This is a genomic window from Xanthomonas sp. 3307 (assembly GCF_014199735.1).
GTDB classification, from domain to species: Bacteria; Pseudomonadota; Gammaproteobacteria; order Xanthomonadales; family Xanthomonadaceae; genus Xanthomonas_A; species Xanthomonas_A rydalmerensis.
Genome location: NZ_JACHOG010000006.1, coordinates 1 through 23729, shown reverse-complemented (window position 1 = coordinate 23729; position 23729 = coordinate 1). Strand labels below are relative to the sequence as shown.

General features: G+C 68.9%; 25 protein-coding genes. 22 read left to right on the top strand and 3 right to left on the bottom strand.

The features are described from left to right. Positions 1-28: 28 nt before the first annotated feature. Both GGR64_RS14765 and acs read right to left on the bottom strand, forming a co-directional pair. Positions 29-694: a response regulator transcription factor gene (locus GGR64_RS14765; protein WP_010342764.1), complete on the bottom strand. Its 666-nt coding sequence runs from the start codon at positions 692-694 to the stop codon at positions 29-31. Between the two features lie 139 nt (positions 695-833). Then, on the bottom strand, positions 834-2777 hold the full coding sequence (gene acs, locus GGR64_RS14760) for an acetate--CoA ligase (protein ID WP_184646764.1): 1944 nt from the start codon (positions 2775-2777) through the stop codon (positions 834-836). A gap of 215 nt (positions 2778-2992) precedes the next feature. Between acs and GGR64_RS14755 the strand changes: the two genes are divergently transcribed. From GGR64_RS14755 to GGR64_RS14705, 11 genes are all read left to right on the top strand, one after another. Beyond that, complete coding sequence (locus GGR64_RS14755) at positions 2993-4405, top strand: DcaP family trimeric outer membrane transporter (protein WP_184646762.1); 1413 nt, start codon at positions 2993-2995, stop codon at positions 4403-4405. Between the two features lie 33 nt (positions 4406-4438). Then, positions 4439-4756, top strand: coding sequence for a DUF485 domain-containing protein (locus GGR64_RS14750; protein WP_184646760.1), 318 nt, complete (start codon positions 4439-4441; stop codon positions 4754-4756). Next, positions 4753-6483 carry a cation acetate symporter gene (locus GGR64_RS14745; protein ID WP_184646758.1) on the top strand — a complete coding sequence of 577 codons (1731 nt, stop codon included), beginning with the start codon at positions 4753-4755 and terminating at the stop codon, positions 6481-6483. The genes GGR64_RS14750 and GGR64_RS14745 overlap by 4 nt, the downstream gene beginning before the upstream one ends. Before the next feature lie 182 nt (positions 6484-6665). Continuing rightward, the gene (locus tag GGR64_RS14740) at positions 6666-7163 is read left to right on the top strand and encodes a M35 family metallo-endopeptidase (protein ID WP_160969544.1); all 498 of its coding nucleotides are present in this window, start codon (positions 6666-6668) and stop codon (positions 7161-7163) included. Between the two features lie 123 nt (positions 7164-7286). Continuing rightward, positions 7287-7970 carry a pyrimidine 5'-nucleotidase gene (gene yjjG, locus GGR64_RS14735; protein WP_184646756.1) on the top strand — a complete coding sequence of 228 codons (684 nt, stop codon included), beginning with the start codon at positions 7287-7289 and terminating at the stop codon, positions 7968-7970. Between the two features lie 307 nt (positions 7971-8277). Next, positions 8278-9714, top strand: coding sequence for a coniferyl aldehyde dehydrogenase (locus tag GGR64_RS14730; RefSeq protein ID WP_184646754.1), 1437 nt, complete (start codon positions 8278-8280; stop codon positions 9712-9714). A gap of 531 nt (positions 9715-10245) precedes the next feature. Then, positions 10246-11349, top strand: coding sequence for a glycerophosphodiester phosphodiesterase family protein (locus GGR64_RS14725; RefSeq protein WP_184646752.1), 1104 nt, complete (start codon positions 10246-10248; stop codon positions 11347-11349). Positions 11350-11448: 99 nt separating this feature from the next. Continuing rightward, the gene (locus GGR64_RS14720; RefSeq protein ID WP_184448908.1) at positions 11449-12333 is read left to right on the top strand and encodes a peptidylprolyl isomerase; all 885 of its coding nucleotides are present in this window, start codon (positions 11449-11451) and stop codon (positions 12331-12333) included. An 11-nt stretch (positions 12334-12344) separates the two neighbouring features. Continuing rightward, complete coding sequence (locus tag GGR64_RS14715; RefSeq protein ID WP_184448909.1) at positions 12345-13184, top strand: hypothetical protein; 840 nt, start codon at positions 12345-12347, stop codon at positions 13182-13184. Positions 13185-13262: 78 nt separating this feature from the next. Beyond that, on the top strand, positions 13263-14039 hold the full coding sequence (gene xth, locus GGR64_RS14710; RefSeq protein WP_184448910.1) for an exodeoxyribonuclease III: 777 nt from the start codon (positions 13263-13265) through the stop codon (positions 14037-14039). Then, positions 14036-14467 (top strand): GFA family protein, encoded by a 432-nt coding sequence (locus GGR64_RS14705; RefSeq protein ID WP_184448911.1) that lies wholly within the window; start codon positions 14036-14038, stop codon positions 14465-14467. Before xth ends, GGR64_RS14705 begins: the two co-directional genes overlap by 4 nt. A gap of 64 nt (positions 14468-14531) precedes the next feature. Here the strand turns inward: GGR64_RS14705 and GGR64_RS14700 are convergent, their stop codons facing one another. Further along, entirely contained in the window at positions 14532-14783 is a 252-nt protein-coding gene (locus tag GGR64_RS14700; RefSeq protein WP_017908994.1) for a GlsB/YeaQ/YmgE family stress response membrane protein, read from the bottom strand. 129 nt (positions 14784-14912) lie between these two features. On the opposite strand from GGR64_RS14700, the gene GGR64_RS14695 reads away from it, so the two are divergent. The 11 genes from GGR64_RS14695 to GGR64_RS14645 all read left to right on the top strand — a co-directional run bounded on the left by GGR64_RS14695 (position 14913) and on the right by GGR64_RS14645 (position 23551). Then, a complete protein-coding gene (locus GGR64_RS14695) occupies positions 14913-15539 on the top strand; it encodes a 4'-phosphopantetheinyl transferase superfamily protein (RefSeq protein ID WP_184646750.1) in 627 nt (208 codons plus the stop codon). Positions 15540-15662: 123 nt separating this feature from the next. After that, complete coding sequence (locus GGR64_RS14690; RefSeq protein ID WP_260303031.1) at positions 15663-16991, top strand: Fic family protein; 1329 nt, start codon at positions 15663-15665, stop codon at positions 16989-16991. 90 nt (positions 16992-17081) lie between these two features. After that, the gene (gene rsmG, locus GGR64_RS14685) at positions 17082-17723 is read left to right on the top strand and encodes a 16S rRNA (guanine(527)-N(7))-methyltransferase RsmG (RefSeq protein WP_184646748.1); all 642 of its coding nucleotides are present in this window, start codon (positions 17082-17084) and stop codon (positions 17721-17723) included. Between the two features lie 89 nt (positions 17724-17812). After that, positions 17813-18610: an AAA family ATPase gene (locus GGR64_RS14680; RefSeq protein WP_160969525.1), complete on the top strand. Its 798-nt coding sequence runs from the start codon at positions 17813-17815 to the stop codon at positions 18608-18610. Further along, a complete protein-coding gene (locus GGR64_RS14675) occupies positions 18610-19530 on the top strand; it encodes a ParB/RepB/Spo0J family partition protein (protein ID WP_160969523.1) in 921 nt (306 codons plus the stop codon). The genes GGR64_RS14680 and GGR64_RS14675 overlap by 1 nt, the downstream gene beginning before the upstream one ends. 36 nt (positions 19531-19566) lie before the next feature. Then, positions 19567-19875, top strand: a complete 309-nt coding sequence (locus tag GGR64_RS14670) for a helix-hairpin-helix domain-containing protein (RefSeq protein WP_017908743.1) — start codon at positions 19567-19569, stop codon at positions 19873-19875. Between the two features lie 40 nt (positions 19876-19915). After that, positions 19916-20641: a suppressor of fused domain protein gene (locus GGR64_RS14665; protein ID WP_160969521.1), complete on the top strand. Its 726-nt coding sequence runs from the start codon at positions 19916-19918 to the stop codon at positions 20639-20641. A 58-nt stretch (positions 20642-20699) separates the two neighbouring features. Continuing rightward, complete coding sequence (locus GGR64_RS14660) at positions 20700-21665, top strand: NAD-dependent epimerase/dehydratase family protein (RefSeq protein ID WP_160969519.1); 966 nt, start codon at positions 20700-20702, stop codon at positions 21663-21665. Positions 21666-21751: 86 nt separating this feature from the next. Further along, positions 21752-22474 (top strand): glycosyltransferase family 2 protein, encoded by a 723-nt coding sequence (locus tag GGR64_RS14655; protein WP_010342743.1) that lies wholly within the window; start codon positions 21752-21754, stop codon positions 22472-22474. A 1-nt stretch (position 22475) separates the two neighbouring features. Further along, entirely contained in the window at positions 22476-22817 is a 342-nt protein-coding gene (locus GGR64_RS14650; protein WP_048491144.1) for a lipid-A-disaccharide synthase N-terminal domain-containing protein, read from the top strand. Between the two features lie 254 nt (positions 22818-23071). Further along, on the top strand, positions 23072-23551 hold the full coding sequence (locus GGR64_RS14645) for a transposase (protein WP_184646746.1): 480 nt from the start codon (positions 23072-23074) through the stop codon (positions 23549-23551). Positions 23552-23729 lie beyond the last annotated feature (178 nt).

The following is a 23729-nucleotide window of genomic DNA, read 5'->3' as shown; positions in this document are numbered from 1 at the left end:
CCGGGGCTTGCGCGCTCCCGGCAGCGGCTCAGTCCTCTTCCGGCGGCAGCACGATGGCGTCGCTGTCGATGGCCAGCTTGCCGGCCAGCAGCACCGCCTGGGTGCGGTTGGTGACCCCGAGCTTGCGCAGGATGGCGGTGACGTGCGCCTTGATCGTGGCCTCGGACACGCCCAGGTCGTAGGCGATCTGCTTGTTGAGGCTGCCGGCGCCGAGCATCTGCAGCACCCGGAACTGCTGCGGGGTCAGTTCGCGCAGGCGTTGCCCGACCTCGCGCTCGGCGCGGTCGGTGGGCGGCACGTTGTGCGCTTCCGGCGGCGCCCAGTGTTCGCCGTCCAGCACCGTGCCCAGGGCCAGGCCGATGGTGTCCGAGTCGGCCGACTTGGGAATGAAGCCGAACGCGCCGTGGTCCAGCGCGCGCCGCATCACCGTCGGCTCCTCGCGCGCGGACACCACCACCACCGGCAACTGCGGATGCAGCGCGCGCATGTGCACCAGCGCGCTGAAGCCCTGCGCGCCGGGCATGTTGAGATCCATCAGCAACAGATCGGCATCGGCGTGGCGATCGGCCAGCGCGTACAGCGCCTCGACGCTATCGGCCTCGTACAACTGCACCCCGGGCATCACCCGCTGCACCGCCCCACGCAGCGCCTCGCGGAACAGGGGATGGTCGTCGGCGATCAGCAGGGTGGGCATGGGGCGGGGATTCGGGATTTGGGATTAGGGATTCGTAGAGCAACAGCAACAGCGGAGCGTGACGTCGTCAGAAGATTGGACACGGACAGGGGACCGCCTTGGCGAATCCCCAATCCCCACTCCCGAATCCCGGCGCGCGCTAGCGCGCGAGCCGTTCGTTGACCAACGAATCCACCACCGACGGATCGGCCAAGGTCGAGGTGTCGCCGAGTTGGTCGGGGGCGTTCTCGGCGATCTTGCGCAGGATGCGGCGCATGATCTTGCCCGAGCGGGTCTTGGGCAGGCCGGGCGCCCACTGCAGGTGGTCGGGGGCGGCGATCGGGCCGATCTCCTTGCGCACCCAGGCCACCAGTTCCTTGTGCAGGGCCTCGCTGGGCTGCTCCTCGGCGACCAGGGTCACGTAGGCGTAGATGCCCTGGCCCTTGATGTCGTGCGGGAAACCGACCACCGCCGCTTCGGCGACCTTGGGGTGGGAGACCAGTGCGCTCTCCACCTCGGCGGTGCCGATGCGGTGGCCGGAGACGTTGATGACGTCGTCGACGCGGCCGGTGATCCAGTAGTAGCCGTCGGCATCGCGGCGGCAGCCGTCGCCGGTGAAGTAGCTGCCCGGGTAGGTGCGGAAATAGGTGTCGATGAAGCGCTGGTGGTCGCCGTAGACGGTGCGCATCTGCCCCGGCCAGGAATCGCGCAGCACCAGGTTGCCCTCGGTGGCGCCTTCCAGGATCTCGCCGTCGGCGCTGACCAGCGCCGGTTGCACGCCGAAGAACGGCAGCGTCGCCGAGCCGGGCTTGAGATCGATGGCGCCGGCCAGTGGGGTGATCAGGATGCCGCCGGTCTCGGTCTGCCACCAGGTGTCGACGATCGGGCAGCGGCCATCGCCGACGACGTCGTAGTACCAGCGCCAGGCTTCTGGATTGATCGGCTCGCCGACGCTGCCGAGCAGGCGCAGGCTGGTGCGCGCGGTCTTCTTCACCGGCGCCTCGCCCTCGCGCATCAGCGCGCGGATCGCGGTCGGGGCGGTGTAGAAGATCGTCACCTGGTGTTTGTCGATGACCTCCCAGAAGCGCGACACGCTCGGGTAGTTGGGCACGCCTTCGAACATCAGCGCGGTGGCGCCGTTGGCCAGCGGCCCGTAGACGATGTAGCTGTGGCCGGTGACCCAGCCGACATCGGCGGTACACCAGTAGATGTCGTCCTCGCGCAGGTCGAACACGGTCTCGTGGGTGTAGGCCGCGTACAACAGGTAGCCGGCGGTGGTGTGCAGCACGCCCTTGGGCTTGCCGGTGGAGCCGGAGGTGTAGAGGATGAACAGCGGGTCTTCGGCGTTCATGCGTTCCGGCGCGCATTCGGCCGGCTGGGTGTCGACCACGTCGTGGAACCAGCGGTCGCGCGGGGCCTGCATGTCCACCGCGCCGCCGGTGTGGCGCACCACCAGCACGGTCTCCACGCTGGTGGTGCCGGGTAGCTTCAGCGCCGCGTCGACGTTGGCCTTGAGCGGGATCTTCTTGCCGCCGCGCAGGCCTTCGTCGGCGGTGATGATCAGCTTGCTGCCGCAGTCGATCACGCGGTCGGCGATCGAGTTGGGCGCGAAGCCGCCGAACACCACCGAGTGGATCGCGCCGATGCGCGCGCAGGCCAGCATCGCCACCGCGGCGTCGGGGATCATCGGCAGGTAGATGGTGACGCGATCGCCCTTCTGCACGCCCAGCGCGCGCAGCGCGTTGCCGAGCCGGCACACGCGCTCGTACAGCTCGCGATAGGTGACGCGGTAGGACGGCGCGTCCGGGCTGTCCGGCTCGAACAGCAGCGCGGTCTTGTCGCCGCGGGTGGCCAGTTGCCGGTCCAGGCAGTTGACGCTGGCGTTGAGTTCGCCGTCGTCGAACCAGCGGATATGGAAGTCGTCCAGGGCGAAGCTGACGTCCTTGATCCGGGTCGGCTTCTTGAACCAGTCCAGGCGCTCGGCCACCTTGCCCCAGAACGCCTCCGGCTGTTCCACCGATTGCGTGTACTGGGTCTGGTACTGGGTCTTGTCGACCCGCGCACGGGCGGCGAACTGCGGATCGACGGGATAGAGATCGGCCATGGTTCCCTCTGCAATGAACGGGGCGCCGCATGCGGCGGCGCGTCAACGCGCAGTGTGCCGCATCCGGCGTCAAGCGCACACGCGCCGGGCCTTAGACGATGGTCGTAACTCAGCCGACGTTCGACTAATGGCCAATAGGCGCGGCCGACGCGGTCGCGCACGCTGGGCTACGGCCGTGCGCATGCGTGCGGCCATCCATTATTCGGGAGGGAGTAATGAGCAACCGCATCGCATCCTTGGCGCGTCGCCCGTTGGCGGCCGCGCTGTTGGTGGCCCTGGTCGCGCCTGGCGCGGCCTTCGCCCAAGGCAAACCCTCGGCGCGCGAACAGGCGCTGGAGACCCGCGTGGCCGAGCTGGAGCGGCAGGTGCAGCAACTGCTGTCCGCGCAACAGCAGCAGCAGGGCCAGATCGTGCAGACCCAGACCGAGGTCGCCGCGGTCCGCTCGAGCCAGGCCGCGCCGCCGCCGGCCGCCCCGGCGCCGCCGGCCGGCAAGGCGCCGATCCAGGTCACCACCATCACCCCGGGGGCCACGCCCGGCACCACCTTCAAGGTCGGTGGCTTCATCAAGGCCGATTTCCTGGCCACTCGCACCGGCGACGGCCAGCTCGCCGACGACGCCACCGGTCGCGCGCTGTACCTGCCCGGGCAGACCCCGGTGGGCGGTGCCAAGTCCGGCACCGACTACAACGCCCACGCCAAGTTCTCGCGGATCAACTTCGGTGTGGACAGCGTCACCGAAGGCGGCAACAAGGCCGGCGCGCTGGTGGAACTGGATTTCTTCGGCAATTCCCTGGGCACCCAGACCGCCACCAACACTTACGGCGCCACCCTGCGCCATGCCTACATGTACTGGAACCACTGGCTGGCCGGCCAGACCTGGTCCAACTTCATGGATCCTGCGGCGCTGCCGGAAGCGGCCGACTTCATCGGCCCCACCGACGGCGTGGTGTTCGTGCGTCAGGCGCAGCTGCGCTACACCAACGGCGGTTTCAGCATCGCCCTGGAGAACCCGGAAACGACCTTGTACACGCGCAGCGTGGCCGGCGTGGTCAGCACCACCAGTTCCGACCGCGGCGCGCTGCCGGACCTGACCGTGCGCTACGGCTGGAAGGGCGACTGGGGCAGCTTCGGCGTCGCCGGCGTGGTCGGCCAGCAGAAGGTCGACAACCGCGCCACCGGCGCCGACGCCAGCAAGGCCTCCGGCGGCCTGACCCTGGGCGGCAAGTGGGTGGCCAGCGACAGCGATAGCCTGTTCTATCAACTCACCGGCGGCGAAGGCATCGGCCGCTACATCGGCCTGGGCATCGCCCAGAACGCGGTGTACGACGCCGCCGACCGCGACCTGGACACGGTCGGGGTGGTCGCCGGCTACGTCGGCTGGCGCCACGCGTTCTCGCCCAAGCTGCGCACCAACCTGATCTACGCGCGCAGCGACTACGACAACGACACCGCGCGCACCGGCCTGGGCGTGACCAAGAGTGTGCAGAGCATCCGCGGCAACGTCTTCTACTCGCCGTTGCCCAAGGTCGATATCGGCGCCGAGCTGATGTACGGCAAACGCGAGATCGAAAGCGGCGCCAAGGGCGACATCACCCGCCTGCAGTTCACCACCAAGTACAGCTTCTGATCCGCGCTGCGGTCACTACCCCGGAGGCACCACATGACCCTCTCCAACGACGCGCTGATCGCCAAGATCGACGCCAATCCGAAGTACCACGCCCTCAAGCGCCAGCGCAACGCGCTGGGCTGGACGCTGACCGTCCTGATGTTGCTGGCCTACTACGGCTTCATCGGCCTGATCGCCTTCGACAAGGCGTTCCTGGCCCAGCCGATGGGCAGCGGCGTCACCACCATCGGCATCCCGATCGCGATCGGGGTGATGGTCTTCACCATCGCCATCACCGCGATCTACGTGCGTCGCGCCAACACCGTGTACGACCAGCTGACCGCCGAGATCCTCGAGGACGCCCGCCAATGAGCAAGCACCTGCGCTTCCTTCTGCTGCTGCTCGCAGCGCTGCTGCCGGCCGGCGCGGCCCTGGCCGCGGGCGGCGATGTCGGCCAGACCGACAAGCAGCCGACCAACTGGGTGGCGATCGGGATGTTCGCCTTCTTCGTCGCCGGCACGCTGTGGATCACCAAATGGGCGGCGAAGAAGACCCGCTCGGCGTCGGACTTCTACACCGCCGGCGGCGGCATCACCGGTTTCCAGAACGGCCTGGCGATCGCCGGCGACTACATGTCGGCGGCCTCGTTCCTGGGCATCACCGCCGCGGTGATGACCAACGGCTACGACGGCCTGATCTACGCCATCGGCTTTTTGGTCGGCTGGCCGATCCTGACCTTCCTGATGGCCGAGCGCCTGCGCAACCTCGGCAAATACACCTTCGCCGACGTGGCCGGCTACCGCTTCGCGCCGACCGCGATCCGCAGCTTCGCCGCCTCCGGCACGCTGGTGGTGGTGCTGTTCTACCTGATCGCGCAGATGGTCGGTGCCGGCGCGCTGATCAAGCTGCTGTTCGGCCTGGACTACTGGGTGGCGGTGAGCCTGGTCGGCGTGCTGATGATGGTCTACGTACTGTTCGGCGGCATGACCGCCACCACCTGGGTGCAGATCATCAAGGCGGTGCTGCTGCTGACCGGCGTGACCTTCATGGCCGTGGCGATCATGTGGCACTTCAACTTCAGCTTCGAGGCGCTGTTCGCCGAGGGCGTGCGGGTGAAGACCGCGGTGGCGGCCAACGGCGGCGCCTCGCCGGAAGAGGCGGCCAGTGCCGGCCTGTCGATCATGGGCCCGGGCGGCTTCGTCAAGGATCCGATCTCGGCGATCTCCTTCGGCATGGCGCTGATGTTCGGCACCGCCGGCCTGCCGCACATCCTGATGCGCTTCTTCACCGTTCCCGACGCCAAGCAGGCGCGCAAGTCGGTGCTGTGGGCCACCACCTGGATCGGCTACTTCTACATCCTGATCTTCATCATCGGCTTCGGCGCCATCGCCCTGGTGCTGACCAACCCGCAGTTCGCCGACGTCGCCACCGGCACCATCCACGGCGGCAAGGGCGCGGCCAACATGGCGGCGGTGCTGGTCGGCAACGCGGTGGGCGGCAACGTGTTCATGGGCTTCATCTCCGCGGTGGCCTTCGCCACCATCCTGGCGGTGGTCGCCGGCCTGACCCTGTCCGGCGCCTCGGCGGTGTCCCACGACCTGTACGCCACGGTGATCAAGAAGGGCAATCCGGCCCCGGGCTCGGAGCTGAAGGTGTCGCGCGTCACCACCATCGCGCTGGGCGTGATCGCGGTGTTGCTGGGCATCGTGTTCGAGAAGCAGAACGTGGCCTTCATGGTGTCGCTGGCCTTCGCCATCGCCGCCTCGGCCAACTTCCCGGTGCTGATCCTGTCGTTGCTGTGGAAGGACTGCACCACCCGCGGCGCGGTGATCGGCGGCTTCCTGGGCCTGATCTCCTCGCTGGTGCTGACGGTGCTGTCGCCGTCGGTGTGGGTGGATACGCTGGGCAACCCGACCGGCTCGGCGCCGTTCCCGTACACCTCGCCGGCGCTGTTCTCGGTGACGATCGGCTTTGTCGGCATCTGGCTGTTCTCGGTGCTGGACCGCAGCGCGCAGGCCGGCAAGGAACGCACCGCGTTCAAGGCGCAGCAGATCCGCGCCGAGACCGGGTTGGGCGCCTCGCGCGGGTCGGGTCACTGAGCCATCGACACGGCGGTCATCGACAGAACGCCGGCCTCGTGCCGGCGTTCTGCTTTGGAGCGACCGTGACTTTTTGGCATCAGCATCTGCGCCTGCCGATCTGAGGCGCTGACCGAGTGCCGGCTCGCGCTGGTCGCCGCACGCTTGCGTCACGGCCATGTGGCCGATGACGAGGCAGAACGATGACACGCCCATTGAATCCGCAGGAATTCCAGGTCGCCGACAAAGCGCTGGCAAACGCCGTGGCCCTCTGCAACCACGTCCTCGGGCTGTCCGATCAGGCGCTCGCCGGCCTGGTCGGCAAGCACTTCGACAGCCGCGGCACCCCCGCGCATCTGGACGGCTACCGTCGAGACTACCGACAGATCGTCGAGGCACTGCAGCGGCTGGACCGCAAGGCCGCGTTCGAGTTCGACGAGCACGAGGCCGAGGACACGATCGCGTACGTGTGGCCGAACAATCCGCAGCGGATCTACCTGTGCGCGGCGTACTTCACCCTGGATGCGGTGGAGCAGGCGGGGACCCTGGTTCACGAGGCGTCGCATTGGGCGGTGGTGCGGGGCACCGACGACCATGCCTATGGCGAGCGGCAGGTCCGGGCGCTGTCCTATACGCTCAAGCGCAACACCGCCGATGCCTACGAGTTGCTGGTCGAGGACCTGGCACGGACGGGCGGATGACGGCGCCAGGCGGCAGCGTGGTACTGAGTTGCCGCACGCGACGCCGGCCCTCGGGCCGGCGTCGTCGTCTGCACGGCGAGGCGGCGCTACCATGAGCGCCCACCGCCTTCGTCGTGCCGCCACATGCGCTACCGCTGGATCCTGTTCGACGCCGACGACACCCTGTTCCACTTCGACGCCTTCGCCGGCCTGCAGCGCATGTTCGCCGGCTACGGGGTGCAGTTCGGCGAAGCCGAGTACGCCGCCTATACCGCCTGCAACCGGCCGCTGTGGGTGCAGTACCAGAACGGCGCGATCACCGCGCTGCAATTGCAGCAGCGCCGTTTCGCCGATTGGGCGCAGCGCCTGCAGACTGAGCCGGAGATCTTGAACACGGCGTTCCTGGCGGCGATGGCCGAACTGTGCACGCCGCTGGACGGTGCGGTGGATCTGCTCGACGCCTTGCGCGGCCACGCGCGTCTGGGCTTGGTCACCAATGGCTTCGGCGCATTGCAGAACGCGCGCCTGCAACGCACCGGCCTGCACGATCGCTTCGAGGTCATCGCCATTTCCGAGGTGGTGGGCGTGGCCAAGCCGCACCCGGGGATCTTCGCGCACGCGCTGGCGCAGCTGGGCGATCCGCCGCCGGCGCAGGTGCTGATGGTCGGCGACAACCCGCAGGCGGACATCGGCGGCGGCCTGGCCGCGGGCCTGCACACCTGCTGGTTCAATGCGCACGGCGCCGCGGCGCCGGAGGGCATCGTGCCGCACCATGAAGTCGCCTCGCTGGCGCAGTTGCAGGCTTGGTTGCTGGAAGAACCGGCGTAGCTGTGTGGATGCGCGGGAGCGCCTGAGTTTATCGGTTCGGGACTGAAGTCCCTCCCACAGGTGGCACTTCAGTCCGCGGCGATGCTGGCGCGCCCCTTGTGGGAGGGACTTCAGTCCCGACGCGGGAAGGGTGGGGCTGTCGGCCCCAAGATGGCATGCCGCATCATCGAGCGCAGTTGCTCCGGCGCCTCTGTGGGAGGGACTTCAGTCCCGACGCGACCCGCTGTGAAACCCCAGGGTCTCGGTCGTGCCGCTGCCCTGCGACTGACGCGCACGACACCCGCGACCGCCATCGTATAGTGCGCCCATGCCGACCTCCGTTGCCGATGCCGCTTCCGCCGACACGCCGCTGGCCGCCCTGCCAGTCACCCTGCAGCGCCTGCGCGCGGCCTGGCAGTCGGCCAAGCCGGAGCGGACGCAGCGCCGCGAGGACCTGCTGCGGCTGCGTGCGGCGCTGAAGCGGCGGCTGCCGGAGATGGCCGATGCCATCGCCGCCGATTTCGGCCACCGTTCGCGCCACGAATCGCTGCTCGCCGACGGCATGACCGTGCTCGGCGAGATCGACCACCTGCTGCGCCACCTCAAGCGCTGGATGCGCCCGCAGCGGGTCGGCGCCGGCTGGCGGCTGTGGCCGGCGCGCGCGGAAGTGCGGCCGGTGCCGGTCGGTGTGGTCGGGGTGATCGCGCCCTGGAACTACCCGGTCAACCTGGCGCTGATCCCGCTGGCCACCGCCATCGCCGCCGGCAACCACGTCTACCTGAAACCCTCCGAGCACACCCCGCGCAGCGCGCAGTTCCTGCAGTCGCTGCTGGCCGAGGTGTTCCCGCCGCAGCGGGTGGCGGTGGCGCTGGGCGGTGCCGAAGTGGCGTCGGCGTTCGCCGCGCTGCCGCTGGACCACCTGGTGTTCACCGGCTCCACCGCGGTCGGGCGCAAGGTGATGGCGGCCGCCGCCGCCAACCTGACCCCGCTGACCCTGGAACTGGGCGGCAAGTCGCCGGCCATCGTCTGCGCCGACTACCCACTGGAACAGGCCGCCGCACGCCTGGCCACCGGCAAGTGGTTCAACGCCGGGCAGACCTGCATCGCCCCGGACTACGTGCTGGTCGACGCCGGCCGCGAGGCGGCGCTGGTGCAGGCGCTGCGCGCGCAGGTGCTGGCGCGCTACGGCGATTTCGCCAGCGCCGAGGACTACACCCGCATCGTCAACGAGGGCCAGTACCGGCGCCTGCGCAGCTATCTGGACGATGCCCGTGCGCGCGGTCTGGAGGTCATCGAACTGGCCACGGTGGAGCGCGAACGTGCCGAGCGCGAGCGGTTGATCGTGCCCACGCTGGTGCTGCAGCCGGGCGACGACGCGCTGCTGATGCAGGAGGAGATCTTCGGCCCGATCCTGCCGGTGCGCAGCTACCGCTCCCTGGATGCGGCCATCGCCGAGATCAACAGCCGCGACCGGCCGCTGGCGCTGTATCCCTTCAGCCACGACCGTGCGCGGATCGAGACCATCCTGCACGCCACGATCGCCGGCGGCGTCACCGTCAACGACAGCCTGCTGCATTTCGCCGCCAACGCGCTGCCGTTCGGCGGCATCGGCCCCAGCGGCATGGGCGCCTATCACGGCCGCGCCGGCTTCGACGCCTTCAGCAAGGCGCTGCCGATCCTCTGGCAGTCGCGCCGCGCCGGCAGCGACCTGCTGAAACCGCCGTATGCGCGGATCGCGCGCATGCTCTCGTTCCTGGTGCGGTGAGCGCGGCGCAGCCGACGTCCAGGTGCGGGTGCAGGGCGGGGCGATAGGGCACGTGCGCGCGGGTTTGGCTTCACCGCGACAGCCTGGCCGGTAACGCCTCGTCACGGCTGAAGCCGCTCCCACAACGTAACCACGTGTCTCGCCATGTCGCGGCAACAGCGGCGATGACTGGAGGCGTGCTTCAGCCGCGACCGGCACGTCCTCGATGCAGCTAGCGCGCTCCCGACGGCAGCGCGCGCCAGTCGCGGCCACAAGGCGGTGTCCGAACTCCCGCCACCAGGGCCCATCGCGGGATCGAAACTGCACCAAATCGGGGCGCAGTCCACAGTCCCGCACCGGGTCGCACCTCGGAAATAAATAATTCACAGTAAGTTATTAGGTTCTTGCCCGACGCCGCCGCCGATCACGGCGGCTCAGGCTCCTGCGCGAGACGTCCGTGCGGAGCGCAACACACGAGATGCCGCCATGCGTCGACCTGACCGGCGCTCGTCCCCCGTGTCTCCCCCTTTCCTCAGAACCGGACGCAGCCCAATGAAGATCGCATTCGTTCCCTCGCCCCTGGCACGCGCTTGCCGCGTGCTCGGCGCCCTGGTGGTCCTGGCCGCCGCCCCGCAACTGGCGCTGGCCAACTGCAACGACACCGTCGGTACCAAGATGAGCAACATCCTGTTCGGCGACAGCAGCGGCGACAGCGTCGTGCTGGCCCACCGCGGTCTGTGGGGCAAGTACGGCAACTTCCCCGACATGCCGGAAAACTCGCGCGGTGCGCTGCAGCTGGCCAACGACCAGTGCATGGACGGCGTGGAGCTGGACATCAAGATGACCAGCGACGGCGTGCCGGTGGTGCTGCACGACTGGAACCTCGGTCGCACCACCAACGTGTGGACCAGCCGTGCCGGCGAAACCAAGTACGACCCGATGAGCAACCAGGGCTACAACCCGTCGATCACCGTGACCCCGTGGTCGGTGGTCAGCGGCCTGTTCCTGCTGACCCCCGACCGCCGCACCACCACCGGCTACCACGTGCCACGCGTGGACGAGCTGTTTTCCTACTTCAAGCAGCACGGCCTGAAGACCCCGATCGTGTTCGACATCAAGACCGCCGACGCGGTCCGCGCGGTGTCGCGTGCGGCCGATGCCGCGTTCTCGGTGGGTGCGTCCAACTTCGTCGCGGCCAAGGTCAATGCCACCCTGTACCCGAGCCGCTCGGCGTTCCGCGCCGACACCACCAGCATGGTCGGCATTCCGGTGTTCACCACCAACATGCTGACCAAGATCAATGTCGACAACGCCATCTCGGCCTGGAGCGATACCAAGGAGGCGATGGAGATCAACGTCAAGCAGCTCGGTGGCCTGCTGCAGGGCCAGGCCGACCGCGTGCGCGAGCGTGGCGTGCGCGTCGGCGTGTTCCAGGCGATTCCGGACAGCCCGCGCGCCGGGGAGTTCTACCAGAACAGCGGCGCCTGCTGCTATCGCCTGTCGGACCTGTACTTCTCCTATTCCGGCGGCCGCGACACCGCCGACAACCGTGGCGATCTCAACTTCATCGTCAACCAGGAGGCGTTCAGCCTGATCACCACCGACGACCCGAAGGCGGCGATCGCGTACCTGAAGGCGCGCGGCAAGCACGACTGAGTCCTTGCAGGTCCTGGCGGCCGGCCCCGTGTCGGCCGCCTCGTTGCGGCCGCGACGCTCCGGCGTCGCGTGCCGCCCTCTTCACTCCTGGAGAAGCGCATGTCCCTGTCTTTCGCAACGTCCGCCGTGGCCAGGTCCATCACCCTGGTCACGTGCGCGGTGGCCGCGTTCGCCGTCCTGGCCGCGCCGGCCGCCGAGACCGCCACCGCCGATCCGGTGGTGCTGCGCGTCGGTGCGCAGCAGTTCACCGCCAGCGAATACCGCGCCCTGGCCGGCGACGCCACGCGCGGCGACGCCGGCATCGACGACGCCTCCGTGGTGCGCCGCTTCGCCGACCGCGCCATCCTGCTCGACCAGGCCCGGCAACAGCATCTGCAGGACGACCCGGTGGTGGCCGCGCGCCTGCGCCGCGCCGCCGATGCGATCCTGGCCGAGGCCGCGCAGGCGCGGCTCGGCGCCGACGCGCACATCGACGAGGCGATGCTGCGCCGGCAGTTCGCCGCGCATCCGGACGACTACACCGAGTACCACCTGCGCCACCTGTTCGTTGCGCTGCACCCGCAGGGCGGGCCGCGCAGCGGGCACATCCTGACCGAGGCACAGGCGTTGCAGCGCGCCGAGGCGCTCAAGCGCCAGCTCGATGGCGGCGCCGACTTCGCCACCCTGGCGATGCACGAGTCCGACGACACCGCCACCGCCGGCGAGGGCGGGCAGCTGTCGCCGACCTTCGGCCGCTATCTGGCCGATGCGTTCGATGCGCCGATCCGCCAGCTGGCGGTGGAGCGGGTCTCCGCGCCGGTGCGCGGACCCGACGGCTATCACCTGATCCGCCTGGATGCGAAGACCGCGGCGCGCTTCGAGGCGGTGCGCGGGCAGATCGACCTGCAGTTGCGCGAGCAGGCCGCGGCCGACGCCATGCAGCGCCTGCGCCAGGCGCAGCCGATGGCGTTCGACCGCGACGCCTACACGGCGGCGGCGCACTGAGCATGGCGGCGATGCGGCGTGCGCTGCTTTGGTTCGGCGGCGCGGTGGTGGTGGGGGTGGCCGCGCTCACGCTCGCGGCGAAGCTGATACAGCCGACGGCCGCGCCGGCCGTCGCCGCGAACAAGGCGCAAGCGCCGGCGCTGCCGCGGTCTGCAGCATCGTCGCCGCTGCCGACGTCCGCGACCACGCCGCCCGGTACGGCACTGGCGGCCGGCACCAGCGAGGCGCAGCGCCTGTCCGCCATCGCGCTGCTGGCGCTGGATTGCCGGCAACGCGCGCAGGCGCCGCCGTCCCGTCCGGCATTGCTGCCGGGCGCAGACGCCGAGGACGCCGCGGCCGCTGCGGCGAGACGGGCGGCCGAGCGGCAACGTCTCGCCGCCTGCCGTGGCGTTGCCGGGCTCGATGCCGCGCAGGTCGAGGCGATGCTGCGCAGCGCCGCGGCGCGCGGTGATGCCGATGCGCAACGCCAGTTGCTGGCGCAGCGGGTGGCGCAACTGCTCGCGCGCGCCGGCAGCGTCGACGCGGACGGGCACCGCACGCCGCTGTCGGCCGCCGACGAGCACGATGCCGAGGACGTGGTGACGCAACTGGAAGATCGCGCGCTGCATGGCGACCGCACGTCGATCGACGCCTTGGCGCAACTGCTGCGCGCGCCCTGGCTGGCGGTGGCCGATCCGCCGTACGCCGCGGCCTGGCAACTGGCCGCGCGGCAGGCGCCGGAGCGGCCGTTCCCGCCGCCGGACCAGGCGCTCGGTGCCGAGGAGCTGCTCGACGGCTTGAACGAGGCGCAGCGGCAGCAGGCGCTGAACCTGGCGCCTGCGCTGTTCGCGCAGTGCTGCGCGCGGCGCTGAACGGCCTGGTGCCCGCGGTTTGGCCGCCGCGGCGGCTGCGGTCAGAATAGCGGCCGGCTTCCCCGTCCCGGATTTCCCTTGAAGATCGCCAGCTGGAACGTCAACTCGCTCAACGTGCGCCTGCCGCACCTGCAACAGTGGCTGGCCGCGTTCGCGCCGGACGTGGTCGGGATCCAGGAGACCAAGCTGGAAGACCACAAGTTTCCCGACACCGCGCTGGCCGAGGCCGGCTACCGCAGCGTGTTCGCCGGGCAGAAGACCTACAACGGCGTGGCGATCCTGTCGCGCCTGCCGATCAGCGACGTACAGATCGGCGTGCCGGGCCTGGAGGACGAACAGAAGCGCGCCATCGCCGCCACTGTCGGCGACCTGCGCATCGTCAATCTTTACGTGGTCAACGGCCAGGACGTGGGCACCGACAAGTACGCCTACAAGCTGCGTTGGCTGGAAGCGGTGCACGCCTGGCTGGCCGACGAGCTGCAGCGGCATCCGCGGCTGGTGGTGCTGGGCGACTTCAACATCGCCCCGGACGCGCGCGACGTACACGATCCGCTGGTGTGGAGCGACAACCACATCCTCACCTCCACCGCCGAGCGCGGCGCCCTGCACAAGCTGCTCGCGCTCGGCCTGCACGACGGCTTCCGCCTGCACCACGCCGACGGCGGCATCTTCAGCTGGTGGGATTACCGCCAGGCCGGTTTCCGCCGCGACCTGGGCCTGCGCATCGACCTGACCCTGGTGTCCGAGGCGCTGAAGGCGCGCACCCGCGGCGCCGGCATCGACCGCGAGCCGCGCAGCTGGGACCGCCCCAGCGACCACGCGCCGGCCTGGGTCGAGCTGGAGCCGGCGGCATGAGCGAGCGCCATGTGCGCCGCTGCATCGACAAGGTCGGCGACACCGCGATCGCGCCGCTGCATCGGCTCAGTTGCCACTGCGGTGCGGTGCAGATCGACCTGGAACTGCCGCACGGCATCGTCGACCCGCGCCGCTGCAACTGCTCGCTGTGCCGGCGCCGCGGCGCCATCGTCGCCTCGGTGCCGCTGGCGGCCCTGCATGTCCGCCAGGGCGAGCAGGCGCTGCGCTTGTACCAGTTCCACACCCACACCGCGCAGCACTACTTCTGCGGCACCTGCGGGATCTACACGCATCATCGGCGCCGCTCCGATCCCAGCCTGTACGGCTACAACGTTGGCTGCCTGGAGGGCGTGGACCCGTACGCGCTGACCATCGCGGTGCCGGTCGAGGACGGCGTGCGGCATCCGGCCGACCGCGCTGCGCCGTGAGCCGGGCCGAAAACGCAAAACGCCCGGCGAACCGGGCGTTTGCGCAAGCGGCGAGGGCGCTGCGTCAGCGCGCGCGGCCGCGGGTGAACAGGTTGACGATCGCCAGCAGGATGATGGCGCCGATCAACGAGTACAGGAACGTCCACAGGGTGATCGCCTGGTTGATGCCGCCGCCGAACAGCCAGCCGGCGATCAGCGCGCCGACGATGCCGACCACGATATTCAGGATGATGCCCTGCTGTGCGTCACGGCGCATGATGATGCTGGCCAGCCAGCCCACGATGCCGCCGACGATCAACCAGATGATGATGCCCATGCGTCAGACTCCTCGGTTCGGTCCGCACCAGAAGCGGTGGGGTGGGCGCCATTTAAGGAGCGCCGCCGTGAAGCGGCCGTATAACGCCGGCCGCACCGCGCAGTGGCCATTACAGTTTGTGGCGACGGCGTGAGCGTCCCCGCACCCCCGCCTGTCGCCGTTGCCGCCGAGGCACCGGACTGGCGTGTCGGCCCGGTGGCGCTGTGGCTGCGCCCGCATCCGCCGCGCACCTCCGGCGAGGCGCAGGCGCGGCGCCTGCTGGCCGGGGAGCTGGCGGTGCCGGCGGCGCAGTTGCCGCTGCGCCGCGACGCCCGCGGCCGGCCCGGGCTGCACGCACCGCTGGCGCACGTGGACACCGGCTGGAGCCACAGCGGCGACTATCTGCTGGTGGCGGTCGCCACGCACGCGCGGCTGGGCGTGGACATCGAGCGCCAGCGGCCGCGGCCGCGCCTGCTGGAACTGGCGCAGCGCTTCTTCCACCCGGAGGAGGTCGCGCTGCTGGCCGCGCTGGCGGCGCCGGAACGCGAGGCGGTGTTCTTCCGCCTGTGGTGCGCCAAGGAGGCGCTGCTCAAGGCGCACGGCCACGGCATCGCCTTCGGCCTGCACCGGCTGCGCTTCGCCGAGGACGCCGCCGGCGCGCTGCGCCTGGTCTGGTGCGACCCGGGGCTGGGCGCGGCCCAGGCCTGGCACCTGTACGAATGGGAGGCCGCACCCGGCTATCGGGCCGCCTTGGCCTGGCGGCCAGGGCTGTCGTAGTTTCCATAGCCTCAGGATCGTGCGGCAGCCTTTGTGACGTTAGTCTCGGCATGGCTGGCTGAAGAGGTCGTGCTTTGAGGTAATTTGATGTAAAAAGATACATGTGTTTTATAGGAAGGTGCAATGAAGCTCCCTGTGCCGCCCCCAGACAGCTGGCGTCTTCTAGCTGATGAACCTGAACGCATGCTGAGAGTGTTCAGGTCGAAGATCGGCCCTGAGGTGGCTGGAAGCTACGAGCACTGGGACAAACTCAGGCATAGAGTCGCGCCAGACGGCCTCACCACAGAAGAATGGTGGGCTGGCATCAAATGGAGCCGTCAAGCGCTGGCGCGCGAACTTGACCTCTTGGATAAAGACGACGAGAACTTCGTGGTTTCCATTACCGATTCAATGCAGCGCAGGCTGCACTACATTGATCGCGAGGCGGCTGGGGCGATCAAAGGAATGGAGAGCAGCGGTGGACAGAATAGGTTTCTGATCCGTTCGCTGATCGAAGAGGCTATGACTTCGTCCCAACTTGAGGGAGCCGCTACCACTCGGGCGGTTGCAAAAGAGATGTTGTCGACTGGCAGACTGCCTCGCGATCAGTCGGAGAGAATGATCTACAACAATTACCTCGCGATGAACATGATTCGGGAGAGGGGTAAGCGGCCAATCACGCCCGAGGAAGTGTTGGAACTGCATAGCATCCTGACGGACGGGACGCTGGAAAGCGCGGAATATTCTGGTCGATATCGCTCCGTGGGAGACAACGTCGTCATCTACGACCGAGGTTCTCCGCCGACGCTGCTGCATGTCCCTCCGCCTGCAATCCAAGTGGCTGACAGGATGAGACGGCTTTGTGCGTTCGCGAACGACACGGCGAGTGAAACCTTCATTCATCCGGTCGTGCGCGCCATCGCTATTCACTTCCAGATCGGATACGACCATCCATTCGTTGATGGGAATGGGCGAACGGCCAGGGCGCTCTTCTACTGGAGCATGATGAACTCCGGTTACTGGTTGACCGAATATCTGTCCATTTCGAGCGTCCTGAAGAAGTCGCCTGGTAAATACATGCGAGCCTATCTTTATACCGAGAGCGATGGTGCGGATCTGAGCTATTTCGTCTCGCAGCAGTTGGAAGCGATCGAGCAGTCCATCCAGGCGCTGCATACGTATATCGCGAAGAAGCAACAGGAAGATCGGCTTGCACGTCGCGTGCTGCGCAAGGCACATGTAGGCGACGCTGTGCTGAATCACAGGCAGCGCGCCTTGCTCGCCAATGCACTGAAGGATCCGGATCGGCCATACACCGTGGCCGGACATCGATCGGCACACACAATTACCTATCCGACAGCGCTGGGTGACCTGAATTCCCTGGCTGCTGCAGGGCTGCTCCACAAACAACGGGTTGGCAAGGCATTCGAGTACTACCCGGTGCCTGGCTTGGCACGGATGTTGGGTGCCTGAGCGCCATGGTGCCGTGTTGAGCCTCATGCGTTTCGAGAATGGGCTCGATCAGAGCGTGGCCGCGATCAAGCCACCTGCGATAATCCGCCGATGACCGATGCCTCTCTTCCCGATTCCGTCCGTGTCGCGCTCGAGCAGGGCCTGCACGCGCAAGGCCTGGACGCCGCCGCGCTGGCGCCACCGCTGCTGGCCTACCTGGCGCTGCTGACGCGCTGGAACCGCACCTACAACCTGACCGCGATCCGCGACCCGCACGAGATGGTGACCCGCCATCTGCTGGATTCGCTGGCCATGCAGCCGTTCGCCCAGGAGGGCGCGCTGGCCGACCTGGGTACCGGTCCCGGACTGCCCGGGATCCCGCTGGCGATCGCGCGGCCGCAGCTGCGGGTGACCCTGGTGGAGAGCAACGGCAAGAAGGCGCGGTTCCTGCGCGAGGCGGTGCGCCAGCTGCGCCTGGACAACGCGCGGGTGGCCGAGTCGCGCGCCGAGGCGCTGGACGAGCCCGGCGCCTACGACCTGCTGACCGCGCGCGCGCTGGATACGCTGGCCGGCATCGTCGCCGTCGGCGGCCACTTGCTGCGCCCGGGTGGGCGCCTGCTGGCGATGAAGGGCGTACGCCCGGACGAGGAGATCGCCGCGCTGCCACCGGGCTGGGTGGCGCCGACGGTGCACCCGCTGCAGGTCCCCGGCCTGGGCGCCGACCGCCACCTGGTGGTGGTCGAGCGCGGTTGAGCGGCGGCCGCGGCCGGCCCCGATTTCCGCCATGGGGGGCTGTGACCGCATAATGCCCGGTCCCACCCCATCGCCGACGAGGCTCCCGCATGGCCCGCATCATCGCCATCGCCAACCAGAAGGGCGGCGTCGGCAAGACCACCACCGCGGTCAACCTGGCCGCGTCGCTGGCGCGGCAGTCGCAGCGCGTCCTGCTGGTGGACCTGGACTCGCAGGGCAATGCGACGATGGGCAGCGGCATCGACAAGCGCGAGCTGGCTGCCTCCACCTGCGACGTGCTGCTCGGCGAGAGCAGCGCCGAACAGATCCGGGTGACCGCGCCGGAGGGCTTCGACCTGTTGCCGGGCAACATCGATCTCACCGCCGCCGAGATCCAGCTGATGGACCAGCCGGCGCGCGAGCAGCGGCTGAAGACCGCGCTGGCGCCGCTGCGCGAGGCCTACGACTTCATCCTGATCGACTGCCCGCCGGCGCTGTCGCTGCTGACCTTGAACGCGCTGACCGCCGCCGATTCGGTGATCGTGCCGATGCAGTGCGAGTACTACGCGCTGGAAGGGCTGACCGCGCTGCTGGAAACCATCGAGGCGCTGCGCGCCGAGCTGAACCCGGCGCTGGAGATTGAAGGCGTGCTGCGCACCATGTTCGACGTGCGCAACAACCTGGCCAACGCGGTGTCGGCGGAGCTGACCAACCACTTCGGCGACAAGGTGTTCCGCACCATCGTGCCGCGCAACGTGCGCCTGGCCGAGGCGCCCAGCCATGGCCAGAGCATCGTCGGCTACGACCGCACCTCGCGCGGTGGCGTCGCCTACCTGGGACTGGCCGGCGAGATCGTGCGCCGCCGCAACGAACGCAATCGGCCGGTGCCGGCCATGGAGACGTACTGATGAGTGCCAAGCCCCCCGCCCTCGGAGCGAAGAAGCGCGGCCTCGGCCGTGGCCTGGAAGCGCTGCTGGGGCCGAAGGGCGCGGCCGCGCCGGCGCCCACCGCCGAGCTGCAGCCGGGCGAGAGCCTGCGCCGCCTGCCGGTCGGGCAACTGCAGCCAGGCAAGTACCAGCCGCGCCAGGAAATGGACGAGGCCAAGCTGCAGGAGCTGGCAGAGTCGATCAAGGCGCAGGGCGTGATCCAGCCGATCGTCGCCCGCGAACTGGCGCCGGGCAGCTTCGAGATCGTCGCCGGCGAGCGTCGCTGGCGCGCCTCGCAGCTGGCCGGCCTCAGCGACGTGCCGGTGGTGGTGCGCGAGCTCGACGACCGCACCGTCATCGCCATGGCGCTGATCGAGAACATCCAGCGCGAGGACCTCAATCCGCTGGAAGAGGCGCAGGCGCTGCAGCGGCTGATCGACGAATTCTCGCTGACCCACGCCGAGGCCGCCGAGGCCGTCGGCCGCTCGCGCGCCTCGGTGTCCAACCTGCTGCGCCTGCTGGAACTGCCGCCGGCGATCCGCGCGCTGCTGGAAGCGCGGCGCCTGGAGATGGGCCATGCGCGTGCCTTGCTGACGCTGTCGCCGGAGCTGGCCAGTCGCCTGGCCTCCGACGCCGCCGACCAGGGCTGGTCGGTGCGCGAGGTCGAGCACCGCGCGCAGCAGTTCGCCGCCGGCAAGGTGCCGAGCAACCGCAAGGCCAAGCCGGCGCGCACCGCGCCGCAGGCCGACATCGCCTCGCTGGAGACCGAGCTGTCCGAGTCGCTGGGGACCAAGGTGTCCATCGCCCACGGCCGCGGCGGCAAGGGCAAGCTGGTGATCCACTACACCGACCTGGACACGCTGGACGGCGTGCTCGAGAAACTGCGTCCGCGGCAGGCCTGAGCGCCGCCGCCCGCGTCCGCCAGGACCGCCTCCGCCATGCATCCCAGTAAGGTCGACCGCCACCATCTGCTGCGCCTGACCGACCTGCCCAACGTCGGGCCGGCCTGCGAGAAGGACCTGCGCCTGATCGGCATCCGCGTGCCCGCGCACCTGCAGGGCCGCGATCCCTACGATATGTACGCGCAGCTGTGCCTGCGCACCGGCGTGGTCCACGACCACTGCGTGATCGACGTGTTCCTGTCCATCGTGCGCTTCATGCAGGGCGAGACGCCGCGCCCGTGGTGGGAATTCAGCAAGGAGCGCAAGGCGGCGCTGGCCAAGGACGCGCCGCTGACCTTGCGCTGAGGCCGCGCGCCGCGGCGCTGGCCAGCAACCGGAGCATTGCATGAGCAACGAGGACACGCAGATCAGCCCGGGCGGTAGCCCGATCCTGCAGCATCGCGAGGAAAAGCCGTTCGCACCGGCGCGCGGCGACTCCTGCATCGAGCAGATCGGCGCGCACATCGAACGCCACCTGGGGCCGGTCGCCGGCGTGCTGCACGAGATCATCTCCGACACCGTGCACCTGGACGTGCACGTGGTGCCGGCGACGGCGGAAGCGCCGTACCTGCGGCTGGTGACCTCGGGCATGAGCGACCTGCCGATGGTCCTGCCCGAGGGCGTGGAGGCGCCGCGCTTCATGGAGCTGATGCTGACCCTGCCGCCCGACTGGCCGATCACCCAGGACGACTTCCAGGACGAGCGCCACTACTGGCCGGTGCGCCTGCTCAAGACCCTGGCGCGACTGCCGCACAAGTACGACACCTGGCTGGGGTTCGGCCACACCGTGCCCAATGGTGACCCGGCCGAGCCGTACGCGCCCGGCGTCGGCTTCGACGGCGCGATCGTGCTGCCGCCGGTGAGCACCCCGGAGGCGTTTGCGGAGCTGGTCATCGATGCCGACAAGACCATCGCGTTCATGACCCTGGTGCCGCTGTATCCGGAGGAAATGGCGCTCAAGCTGAAGAAGGGCGCCGAGGCGCTGCTGGACCGCTTCGACGCCAAGGGGCTGCAGGACGTGATCGACCCCGCCCGGCCCAATGTCGCGCGCAAGCGCTTCGGGCTGTTCTGACCCGCTGCTCCGCCCCGCGCCCCGCGCACGCCGTTCCACGCTTTCCAGGACCTCCGCCATGCCCATTCTCGTCACCGGCGCTGCCGGCTTCATCGGCGCTCATACCGTTCGCGCGCTGCGTGCCGCCGGGCAACTGGTGGTGGGCCTGGACAACTACAACGACTACTACGACCCGCAGCTCAAGCGCGACCGCGTTGCCGCGCTGTGCGCGAACGCGGACATCCGCACCCTGGACCTGACCGATCGCGACGGCCTGGCCGCGCTGTTCGACGAGGTGCAGCCGACCCGCGTGGTGCACCTGGCCGCGCAGGCCGGAGTGCGCTATTCGCTGCAGAACCCCTACGCCTATGTCGACAGCAATCTGGTCGGCTTCGTCAACATGCTGGAGCTGTGCCGGCACCGCGGCGTGGAGCACCTGGTCTATGCGTCCAGCAGCTCGGTGTACGGCGATTCGGCGACGCCGCCGTTCTCCGAGGATCAGCGCATCGACCAGCCGCGCTCCCTGTACGCGGCGACCAAGGCCGCCAACGAACTGATGGCGCACACCTATGCGCAGCTGTACGGCCTGCGCGCCACCGGGCTGCGCTTCTTCACCGTGTACGGCCCCTGGGGCCGCCCGGACATGGCGCCGTTGCTGTTCAGCCGTGCGGTGCTGGCCGGGCGCCCGATCGAGGTGTTCAACCATGGCCGCATGCGCCGCGACTTCACCTTCGTCGCCGACATCGTCGCCGGCGTGCTCGGCGCCCTCGAACACCCCTCCACCGAGCCGGTGCCGCACCGCGTGTTCAACCTCGGCAATCACACCCCGGTGGAACTGGAGCACTTCATCGCGGTGATCGAGGCCGCCGCCGGGCGCAGCGCCCAAAAACAGTACCGACCGATGCAGCCGGGCGACATGATCGAGACGATGGCCGATACTGCACGGGCCCAGGCCGCGTTCGGCTTCGATCCGAGCACCCCGATCGAGGTCGGCCTGCCGCAGGTGGTGGCCTGGTGCCGGGAGTACTTCGGCGCCGCCGCCTGACGCTTCATCCGCGGATCATCGGTCCGCGGCACAATGCCTGCCGCTTTTTCCCCCACGCGCGCCCCGCGCCCAGCCTTGCCGAATCCATGAGCCAGCTTTCCCTCTCCGTCGTCGTCCCGGTGTTCAACGAGCGCGACAACGTGCCGCCGCTGGTCGCCGAGATTGTCGCCGCGCTGCGTGGCACGATCGATTTCGAGATCGTCTACGTCGACGATCATTCGCGCGACGACACCCTGGCGGTGCTCGAAGGGCTGAAGGCGTCCACGCCGGAGCTGCGCGTGCTGCACCACGTCAGCCAGAGCGGGCAGAGCACGGCGGTGCGCAACGGCGTCAAGGCCGCGCGCGGGCTGTGGATCGCCACCCTCGACGGCGACGGCCAGAACGACCCGGCCGACATTCCCAAGCTGCTGGCCGCGCGCCAGGCTGCCGAGCCGCTGGTCAAGCTGTTCGCCGGCTGGCGGGTGTCGCGGCAGGATTCGGGCAGCAAGCGCTGGGCGTCGAAGTGGGCCAACGCGATCCGCGCACGCATGCTGCGCGACGACACCCCTGACACCGGCTGCGGCATCAAGCTGTTCGAGCGCGAGGCGTTCCTGGACCTGCCGTACTTCGACCACATGCACCGCTACCTGCCGGCACTGATGCAGCGCGCCGGCTGGCAGACCCTGAGCGTGCCGGTGAACCATCGCCACCGCACCTCGGGCGTGTCCAAGTACAACAACCTCAACCGCGCCCTGGTCGGCATCCGCGATCTGCGCGGCGTGGCCTGGCTGATCGCACGCAGCCGCCGCACCGCAGTGCAGGAGCGCTGAAATGGACGCGCACTTCCTCAACGAACCGATCCAGGCGCTGTACTGGACCGGGCTGCACGTCACCGGCTGGAAGCTGATCGGCTACGTCGGCGCGCTGATGTTCGGCGGCCGCTGGCTGGTGCAGTTCGTCGCCTCCAAGCGCGCCGGCAAGCCGGTGATCCCGCGCCTGTTCTGGTACATGAGCGTGGTCGGCAGCCTGATGACGCTGAGCTACTTCATGTTCTCGGCCAAGCAGGACTCAGTGGGCGTGCTGCAGAACCTGTTCCCCGCCTTCACCGCGTTCTACAGCCTGTACCTGGACATCAAGCACCGCGGCTGGCGCCGCGACCGCGCCTCGCATTGAGCGCGGCGCGCCGGCGCGGGATCGCAGACGGCGCGTAACACCTTCCGATCGCGACCGGCCCTCTCGTAGGAGCGGCTTCAGCCGCGACCCGGACCCTGCCGCCCTCAGTGGCAAGGATCACGGCGCAGACACCGCGGCAAGCACGCGCCCCGCCGTTGCCGGCACCAATCCGACATGGATTCGCGCACTATTCCGACAAGCGCGCCAGTCAAGCGCCGCTGTTGCCATGGTGCGATGAGCTGGATGCTGGTGCCATGCACATCGAACCAACCAAAGGCCATCGCGCGTTGCGCGCTGGACGCCATAGCGACACGGGGCAGCTCTACTTGCTGACCGCTGTGACGTTCGAGCGCGCGCCATTGTTCGCGGATTGGCGGTGCGCCCATGCGGCTGCGGCGTGCCTGGCAGAGCGAAGCAGCTGGCCCGGTGCTCGCCTGCTGTGCTGGGTGTTGATGCCCGACCACTGGCATGGCCTGATCGAACTACATGCCACCATGACGTTGGCGCAGGCCATGCAGCGGGCCAAGGGGCGGTGCGCCCGCGCAGTGAATCTCGCGCGCGGTCGTGGCGGCTGTGTCTGGTCGCGTGGTTTCCATGATCATGCGCTGCGGCGCGACGACGATGTCCTGCGTGTTGCCCGTTACATCGTGGTTAATCCATTGCGTGCCGGCCTGGTGCCGCGTCTGGGCGACTATCCGTACTGGGATGCGGTATGGCTGACTTCTCCTTCGTGAAGTGGCAGTCGCAACCGAAGCCAACGGTGGAGGTGCATGTGTATCGGTGGTCTCAGGGGCTTCTAATCAGTGGGGAAGGCCCACTGTAGATACCGTCTTACCCCCTAGCAGGCAAGGCCCCTTTTCGGGTCGAACGCGGTGCCCGATTTGAGAACGCCGTAGGCGAGGTGCAGGAGCT